This window comes from uncultured Maricaulis sp. (genome assembly GCF_905480005.1).
Taxonomy (GTDB): domain Bacteria; phylum Pseudomonadota; class Alphaproteobacteria; order Caulobacterales; family Maricaulaceae; genus Maricaulis.
In genome coordinates, this window is sequence record NZ_CAJQOO010000065.1 from 20,848 (window position 1) to 29,646 (window position 8,799).

Annotated in this window: 8 protein-coding genes; 5 read left to right on the top strand and 3 right to left on the bottom strand. The window is 63.1% G+C overall.

Annotation, left to right across the window (positions count from 1 at the left end):
• Positions 1 to 12 precede the first annotated feature (12 nt).
• The gene (locus QZ266_RS07100; protein ID WP_295693214.1) at positions 13 to 936 is read right to left on the bottom strand and encodes a thioesterase family protein; all 924 of its coding nucleotides are present in this window, start codon (positions 934 to 936) and stop codon (positions 13 to 15) included.
• 13 nt (positions 937 to 949) lie between these two features.
• Positions 950 to 1,381: a transcriptional repressor gene (locus QZ266_RS07105; protein ID WP_295693215.1), complete on the bottom strand. Its 432-nt coding sequence runs from the start codon at positions 1,379 to 1,381 to the stop codon at positions 950 to 952.
• A 114-nt stretch (positions 1,382 to 1,495) separates the two neighbouring features.
• On the opposite strand from QZ266_RS07105, the gene QZ266_RS07110 reads away from it, so the two are divergent.
• The 4 genes from QZ266_RS07110 (at position 1,496) to QZ266_RS07125 (ending at position 7,601) form a co-directional block, all read left to right on the top strand.
• The gene (locus QZ266_RS07110) at positions 1,496 to 3,634 is read left to right on the top strand and encodes a TonB-dependent receptor (protein WP_295693219.1); all 2,139 of its coding nucleotides are present in this window, start codon (positions 1,496 to 1,498) and stop codon (positions 3,632 to 3,634) included.
• 124 nt (positions 3,635 to 3,758) lie between these two features.
• On the top strand, positions 3,759 to 4,379 hold the full coding sequence (locus QZ266_RS07115; RefSeq protein WP_295693222.1) for an OmpW family protein: 621 nt from the start codon (positions 3,759 to 3,761) through the stop codon (positions 4,377 to 4,379).
• Positions 4,380 to 4,532: 153 nt separating this feature from the next.
• Positions 4,533 to 5,318, top strand: a complete 786-nt coding sequence (locus QZ266_RS07120; RefSeq protein WP_295693225.1) for a SapC family protein — start codon at positions 4,533 to 4,535, stop codon at positions 5,316 to 5,318.
• Positions 5,319 to 5,474: 156 nt separating this feature from the next.
• Entirely contained in the window at positions 5,475 to 7,601 is a 2,127-nt protein-coding gene (locus QZ266_RS07125; protein WP_295693228.1) for a protein-disulfide reductase DsbD, read from the top strand.
• Here QZ266_RS07125 and QZ266_RS07130 read toward each other — a convergent pair.
• Complete coding sequence (locus tag QZ266_RS07130) at positions 7,598 to 8,095, bottom strand: hypothetical protein (RefSeq protein WP_295693230.1); 498 nt, start codon at positions 8,093 to 8,095, stop codon at positions 7,598 to 7,600. The two genes, QZ266_RS07125 and QZ266_RS07130, sit on opposite strands and share 4 nt — an antisense overlap.
• Before the next feature lie 180 nt (positions 8,096 to 8,275).
• Here QZ266_RS07130 and QZ266_RS07135 point away from each other — a divergent pair.
• Positions 8,276 to 8,799, top strand: a 524-nt coding sequence (locus QZ266_RS07135) for a HisS family protein (RefSeq protein WP_295693232.1), incomplete at its 3' end; no start/stop codon positions are given.

Genomic DNA, 8,799 nt, shown 5'->3' on the forward strand with positions numbered 1-8,799 from the left:
GGGGCACAGGGGCTAAGCCTCAATCCCCGGCACCACCGCCGCCTCCACCTTCGCCTGCGTCTCCGCATCGATCACGGCCAGCTTGCGCTGGTCGAGATCCATCGGGGCGGCGACGCCTTCCATGGTCCACCAGGGTTTGCCGGTGGCGGGTTCGAGCACCCAGTGCACGATATTGCGAACCCTGGAGCCGGCGGATTTGAGGCCGGAGCGGATGGCATAGCCGTCGCCGGCGCGGGGCCAGCGATGGACATGGATGCAGCATTCCAGCAGGGCCGAGCCGATATTGCCAGACGGTTCGCCGGCATGCATGTCCCATTCTTCCGGGAAGGCGGCGGCGAAATTGGTCACGCTGTCAGAGACACGGCCGAGCAGGAATTCGCTCCGCATCCAGCCAAAGGCGTCCATTTCCTGCGGGCCGAAACGACCGCGTCCGATCGTCATGAGGTCGAGTGTATCGGCCGCGCTCATCGAGGCCGGGCGCGCGCCGCGCCTTGTCGACAGGCCGCGCGGGGCGGCGAAGTCCGGCGTCTCGACCTTGAGGGCCTTGGCGGCCCCGGCGAAACGGTCCGGCCAGTCGAAACTCTCGCCGCTGTCCGGGGCGGCGTGGGCCAGCTTGATGGCGAAACTTGCGGCCGGCTTGCCGGTGCCCGAATGGCGCATCACCAGGACGATGTCGGCCGAAGCGCTGCCATGGCCGACAAAGCCGCCCTCGATATAGAGCGGCGCACCCGGGTGCGCCTCGGCCAGGAAGCGGATGTGCAGGGTTTGCGGGATCAGGGTGGCCAGCGCATCGGGGCGCTGGATCGGGTTCAGGCCCGCGGCTTCGGCCAGGTTGGCCAGGGCTTCACTGGCCCGGGCGAGATAGAAGCGGACATTGAAATGGCCCAGCTCGTCGCATTCCCAGGCATTCACGCAGCCGCGCCAGAGCTCGATCATTATGGTCACCCCCTCAGGCGGGTCGGCAATTGGCGCACTGACCGAAATGTTCGACCACCGAGCGCTGAATCATGAAGCCGGCCGGGGCATTGACGGGTTCGGGCGCGCCATGGCGTTCCTCGACCGAGCCGCAGGTCGAGCAGATGAAAAGCTCGGCACCGCCGTCATCATGGGCATGGGAGCAGCCGACAAAGGCATTGAGGGCCTCGACCTTGTGCACGAGGCCCGCGGTCATGAGGAAGTCCAGGGCGCGATAGACGGTGGGCGGCTTGGCGGAGCCGGGCCCCGGCTTGAGGGCTTCGAGCAGGTCATAGGCTTTCACCGGCCCGTCGGCTTCGAGCACAAGCTCGAGCACGCGTTTGCGGACCGGGGTGAGTTTCTCGCCCCGTTCAACGCAATGTGTTTCAGCGGCGGCGAGCGCCTTGGTCAGGGAATCAGCTGTCATCTTGCAGATATTTAATCACGCTTTGCCGCATTTCCCAGCGCTTCGGCATTGCAGTGAGGCGAATGTTATAATATCACGCCTCTAGTTGTTCTGTTATTACATATCGGGGAAACCATGTTTGCGCGCCTTACCACTTCCACCGCCATGATCGCCCTGCTCGCCGGAGCCGGGACGACCAGCGCCGCGATTGCCCAGTCTGAAACCGGGTCCGAGGATGTGATTGTTGTGACGTCGGCGCCGCTGGGCATTGCCGCGGATGAGATCGCCGGTGCGGTGGAAGTCGTCGACCGTCGCCACCTCGAAGACAATCTGGCCGGGTCCCTTGCCGATACCATCGCCCATGAGCCCGGTGTGTCGACAACCTATTTCGGTCCGGCCGCCAGCCGCCCGGTCATCCGTGGTCTCGGCGCGGACCGTGTCCGCGTCCTCGTGAATGGCGTTGGCCTGATCGACGCCTCGACCAACTCCCCGGACCATGCGGTCGCGTCGGAGGCCCTGGAAGCACAGCGGGTCGAAATCCTGCGCGGGCCGGCGGCCATCGCCTATGGCGGCGCCGCCATTGGCGGTGTGGTCAATGTGATCGACGGCCGCATTCCCGAAGAGCGGGCCGAGGACGGTCTGGACGGCCGTTTCTACGGCTCCATGACCTCGGTCGACGAGGGCGAGACCGCAGCTGGCCGGGTGCGTTTCAATGCCGGTGAGTTCGTCATCAATCTGGAAGGCCTGATGCGCACGGCCCAGCCCTATGACATTCCCGGCTATGCCGAGTCGGAGACCTACCGTCTCTTCGAAGAGGCGGAAGAAGACCACGACGATGATGATCATGACGATGATCATGATGAGGAGCATGGGGAAGACGAGCATCCTTATGGCACGGTCGAGAATTCCGGTCTGGATTTCACATCGGCCTCGGCCGGGATTTCCTGGGTCGGCGAGAGCGGCTTCATCGGTGTCGCGGTCAAGCAATCCAACGCCCTCTATGGCATCCCGGGCGGTCATGCTCATGGCGGCCACGACGATGAAGAGCATGATGATGACGATCACGACGACGATGAACATGAAGAAGAACACGGCCAAGAGGAGGCCGTGCGAATCGACCTCGAACAGACCCGTTTCGACCTGCGCGGCGAATGGCGTGATCTGGGCGAGCATGTCGAACGCGTGAAAGTGTCTTTCGGAACCGGCAGCTATGAGCATGTCGAGCTGGAAGGCGATGAAGTCGGAACCCGGTTCACCAATGAGGGCTGGGAAGGCCGGGTCGAGGCCCGCCACACGCCGATCGATTTGTGGGGCGGTGTCTGGGAGGGCGCAGCCGGGCTCCAGGCTTTCAATCGTGACTTCGCGGCGATCGGCGAGGAAGCCTATGTCCCGCCGTCCGAGACTGCCGACTGGGGCGTTTTTCTGGTCGAGCGCTGGGATGCGGAGAGCTGGGGTCTTGAAGGCGGGCTTCGTTTTGAAAGCCGCGACCTCGATACCGCCACTGACAGCCGCAGCTTCGAGACGACCAGCCTGTCGGGATCGCTCTTTGTGCGTCCCGTCCGCGACACTTTCCTCGCCCTGACACTGTCTTCGAGCGAACGCGCGCCGACCGATGTCGAGCTTTTTGCCGATGGCCCGCATGTCGCCAGCCGGACCTATGAGCTCGGCGATACCACGCTTGATGTCGAGCGCGCTTTTTCCGCGGAGATCACCGCCCGTACACGTATTGCGGACTGGTCTCTGGAAGCCTCTCTATTCCGGGCTGACTTTGACGGCTTCATTGCCGCCTTCGCGACCGGCGCAGAAGATGATGGCTTCCCGGTCTACGCCTATCGACAGGAAGATGCCGTGCTTTCCGGCTTCGAAGGCCGTCTTGAGGGCCCGCTGGGCGCTTGGGGTGGTTGGGACTTTGACGGCGAACTGACCGGTGAATATGTCGAGGCTAGCCTCGATGCCGGCGGTGACCTGCCGCGCCTGCCTCCGCTGTCATTCACGGCCGGTGTCACGGCCTCGCGAGCGGGGCATCAGCTTCATCTCGAGACCGAGTGGGCGGATGTCCAGGGCAATACCGCGCCCTTCGAATTCAAGTCCCAGTCCTATGTTCTGGTCAATGCGCGCTGGTCTTTCGAGCCGATCCCCACGCGAGACATGCGGGTCATTCTCGAAGCCCGGAACCTGAATGATGCTGAAGCCCGACTGCACACATCCTTCCTGAAGGATCAGGTGCCGCTGCCAGGTCGCAATTTCCGCGCTGCCCTGGTCCTCGATTTCTGATCCGGAATTTGCCTGCGTCAGCCTGCCGCGCGGCGGGCTGACGCGCGGCGAAACGCGCACTCCCGCTGACAGGCGGGAAGGTCCAGAAAGGCCCTAGAAATTCTAGGGACGAAAGGATCACCCCATGAAACGCCTGTTTTGCACCGCTGCTCTCGCCGCGCTGGCCGCGGCTGCGCCCGCCTCCGCCGAGAGCGGTGACTGGCTGGTCCGCCTGCGCGCCATCAATGTTGCACCGAACGAGTCGGCCGACATTGCGACGATCGGCGGCGATGTTGATATCGACAGCTCGATCGTGCCGGAACTGGACATCACCTATTTCGTACGGGACCAGTGGGCAGTCGAACTCATTCTTGGCGTCACGCCGCATGATGTCATGGCGGTCGGGACTGCGCTCGGCGATGTTGATCTGGGTGATGTCACCCTGCTCCCGCCGACGCTGACGCTGCAATACCACTTCAATCCGGATGGCCAGGTGCGCCCCTATCTCGGCGCCGGCGTAAACTACACGCATTTTTTCAACGAGGACCTGCCTTCCGGAACCACGCTGACCTCGATCGATTATGATGCCAGCTTTGGCCTGGCCGCTCAGGCGGGCGTGGACTTCGCGATCGATGAGGACTGGTTCTTCAATGTCGATGTCAAATATATCGATATCGATACAGACGTGACGATCAATGGCGCGATCGCAGCCGATGTGGAGATCGATCCGGTCGTTTTCGGCGTCGGTTTCGGCCGCCGGTTCTGATCTTTTTCGGTCGATGATTCAGGACAATGCCGGACCGGTTCGCGGTCCGGCATTTTTCTTGCGTGGACGCGGATGTACAGGCCTGCGCCGATCCGTTGCCGGAGCAGGGCTAATCCGCTATCCAATGCGCAAAGAACTGAAGGGGTTTCTATCATGGTCGACGCTGCCGCCACCGAGCCGCGCCTTACCGGGACTGTTCCGCTCTACAAGAATGTAGAGCCGCTCAACCGCCAAAAGCATGCCACTTACGGGGTGAACACGGTTTCACAGCCGTTCAATTTCCTGAAGGAATGGCATTTCGTTCCGGCCATCAGCGCCGAGTTTGCCTTTGCCTGTGGCAGCTATCCGATCATTTTCCTTGGCGACAAGAAGATGCCGGTTCTGGTGATGGGCCTGCGTCAGGGTTCGAACCTCTTCGTCAATGAAGAAGGCCAGTTCGACACCGAGCACTACATTCCGGCTTATGTCCGTCGCTATCCGTTCGTGAGCGCGGCCAATCCGAACGACCAGCCGTCCACGGTCTGTGTCGATCTGGACGCCGATTTCGTTGTCTCCGAAAACGCCGAGCGTCCTTTCTTCGACGCCAATGGCGAGCCGACGGATTACACCCAGCAAGCCATCGACTTCGTGTCGGCCTTCGAGAATGACGCCCGCACGACGGAAGCCTTCGTCGAGCGCATGATCGCGCTGGACCTCCTCGAGAAGAAAGACGTCAAGGTTTCCAATCCGCAGGATCCGGATAACCCGGTCACCGTCGCCGAGTATTTCGGTGTCTCCTCGGAAAAGTTTGACGCCCTTCCGGCCGACAAACTCAAGGAAATGCAGACCAATGGCGATCTTGGTGCCGTTGTTTCGCACATCATTTCGCTGCAGCGCTGGGAACGTATCCTGCGCCGCACGTCGAGCGCTGCCACCGCCGCGGCGCCGGCCCAGGCCTGATCGCCTGACACAATCTGATGACGAACGGCCGCGCCTGTCTGGCGCGGCCGTTTGCATTTGTGATCACGGTTGCGGGATCGTGGTTCGACCTTTGCCGAAAACCGACTATATCCTCCTCGCCAACGCTGGTTTCGGCTGATTTTCACGAGGTTCCTGATGCGTGTCCTGAATGGACTTCCCGGTTTTATCCTGATGGTCGTGCTGGCTGCCCTGAGCAGCCTTGCCTCCGCCTCTGCCCAAACGGGCTGGTCGCGCGGGGATGTCATCGTCGAGGCCGAACTGATTGCCGACCAATCGGTCGTGGCGCCGGGTGACAGCTTCCATATCGGGCTGCATCAGACCATGCCGGAGGGCTGGCATACCTATTGGCGCAATCCCGGCGATAACGGTCTGCCCGTGGAAATCGACTGGACCATGCCGGATGGCGTGACGGTCGGCGAGATTGTCTGGCCGACGCCAATCGAGCTGCCCCTGACCGATGTGATCATGGATTACGGCTACAAGGACGAGCTGGTCCTGCCCATGCCGGTTTCCCTGCCCGCCGATTATGCCGCCGATACGCTCACCTTGCGCGCTGATGCGACCTGGTTGGTCTGCGAAGTCATCTGTGTCCCGGAAGAGCGTACCCTGTCACTGACCCTTGATGTCGGTCCTGAAGCGCAGCGGAACGAGGCGGGTTACTGGTTCATCCGCGAGGCGCTGGACGCCGAACCCAGGCTGGATCCATCCGTGTCCGCGAGCCTCTCGATCGAGGGTGGCCGCGTCATCCTCGAACTCGCCGGTGGTGAATTCGACAATCCGGATGCAATCGAACACCTGCGCTACTTCCCCTATGAAACAGGCGTGATCCGCAATGCCGGCGAACAGCGGGTTCAGGCGGGAGAGGGGACAACCCTTGTCGTCATGGAACCGGGTTATGCGGTCTCCAGCGCGGGCCAGGACCGTCAGGACGGTGTCCTCAGCTGGCAGACCCGCGGGTCGGACGAGCGGCAGGCCATCGTGGTCGAGGCCGAGCCGGGCAGTGGCGGTTACGGCCTCGCGCCCGTACCGGGCAGCATGACCCCGGCCGAGGGTGTGAGTACGGGATTGTTCACCCTGGTCCTGCTGGCCTTCGGGGGCGGACTGATCCTCAATCTGATGCCCTGTGTCTTCCCGGTCCTGTCGATCAAGGTGCTGAAATTCGTCCAGGCGGCTCATGCCGACACCGGCGCAGTGAGACGTCAGGGCGGATTCTTCCTTGCCGGCGTCCTGGTGAGCTTTGTCGGTCTGGCCGCTGCTCTGGTCGTGCTGCGTGAAGTCGGCCTGCCGGTGGGGTGGGGTTTCCAGCTTCAGGTCCCGGTCGTCGTCGCCATCCTGTCACTCCTGCTGTTCGCCATCGGCCTCAATCTGATGGGCGCGTTCGAGGTGGGAGCACGGATGATGGGCCTGGGCGCCGGTCTGGCCGATCAGCCGGGCTGGAAGGGGGCTTTCTTCACCGGCGTTCTGGCGGTTGTGGTTGCCGCTCCGTGCGTGGGGCCGCTTGCGGCCGGGGCGCTGGGGCTGGCGCTGACCCAGCCGGCACCGGTGGTGCTGCTGGTCGCAGCGGCCATGGGGCTTGGACTTGCCGCGCCCTTTGTCATCTTCTCCATGTCGCCGACCCTGCTCCGTTTCCTGCCCAAGCCAGGCGCCTGGATGGTCACTTTCCGCCAGTTCCTGGCCTTTCCGATGTTTGCCTCGGTGATCTGGCTGAGCTGGGTTTTGACCCTGCAATCCGGTCCGATTGCCCTTGTCTTCCTGGGCGCCGCAATGCTGGCGATGAGCTTCGCGATCTGGGCGCATGGCCAGGGCCACACAATCTGGTCGGTCATCGCTATCGCAGCGCTGCTTGGCGGTGTGATCAGTGTTGTGGCCATTGCCCGCCTGCCCACCACGACCAGCACCCAGACCCTGTCAGGTCGGGTCGAGCCGTGGTCGCATGAGCGTGTCGCCGAGCTCCAGGCCGTGGGCCAGCCTGTCTTCGTCGATGTGACGGCGGCCTGGTGCGTGACCTGTCAGATCAACAAGCTGACCGTGCTGGACACGGCGCCGGTGGAAGATGCGTTTGACCGCTTCGGGGTCGCCAGCCTGCGCGCCGACTGGACCAATCGCAACGAGACCATCGCCAATCTGATCTCTGACCATGGCCAGGCGGGTGTGCCCCTTTACCTGCTCTATCCGGCGTCAGGTGGTGAGCCGCGTGTCCTGCCGACCGTCCTGTCGTCCGGGAGTCTTGTCGAGGCCCTGGAATGGGCCGCCAACAGCTAGCGTCCCGGGTTTGACGCCTGGCCGCCAGTAATGGCCGGGCAGCTGGCTGGCAGGTCCACGTCTTCGAGGTCGGTTTCGCCGTCCACGGCCGGAGCGATATGGCTCGCATCCGACATGAGGGCGGCAAGATCGGCATAGATATGCGCTTGCTCGGCAGCGGTCTCGGCCGCGTTAAGGGCGTCGAGTCGGGCTGCGGCATCGGCGGACATGCCGCGAAAGATACAGCGCAGGTCGACCGGACCGCCGGCAGCGTCAATGCGGCGGCTCATCAGCATGGCTTCCAGGGCGAATTGTTCCAGTTCGAAGGAGAACGGGTCCTCGATGTCCAGCGGTGTGGCCGGTGCGGCCGGACGGCTGGCGGCGTCGCGAGAGCGGGCCTGGGCGGTTTGTCCAAGGGTCTCTGCGAAAGCTGCAAACTCGCTGCCGGGTCCGGCCTGGGCAGTGCCCGCGGACAGAATGAGCGCGATTGTAGCGGCAATCAGGGCGGATTTCATCGGTCTCTCCGGTCAGGTCGATCCTAATTGTCGCAGTAACGCCTTGATTTCCGGTGAATCGACCGGCATCTCCCCTAGCTGCATGCACAGGCGGGTTCACAGGGCCCGCCCGCTCGTGGAAAACACCGCCTGATCAAGACCGCAGCGCCGGGCGTTGCGGCGGATAAACCGGAGATCGTGATGAGCGCCAAGAAACCCTTCCGACCCAAGGCTCGCCGACCGCGCGGCTTTGAAGACCGCAGCGGGTCAGTCCTCCGGGTCGAGCGCCATCTCGTGGAAACGGCAAGCCATGTCTATGATGATTGGGGTTTCGAGCCGTTGCAGACCTCTGCCTTCGAATATGCCGACGCGCTCGGCAAATTCCTGCCCGACGAAGAACGCCCCAATGAAGGTGTTTTCTCGCTTGAGGATGATGACGGCCAATGGCTGTCCCTGCGCTATGACCACACAGCGCCTCTGGCGCGGTTTGTGGCAGAGAATTATCAGGACCTGAACAAGCCCTATCGCCGTTACCAGGCGGGCGATGTCTGGCGCAATGAGAAGCCGGGGCCGGGACGATTCCGCCAATTCGTGCAGTGCGATGCCGACACGGTCGGCGCCGGCAGCCCTTCGGCTGATGCCGAGATGATCGCGCTCGCCGCCGACGTGATGCGCGCGGTTGGACTGGCTGATGGTGATTATGTTGTCCGGGTCAATGATCGGCG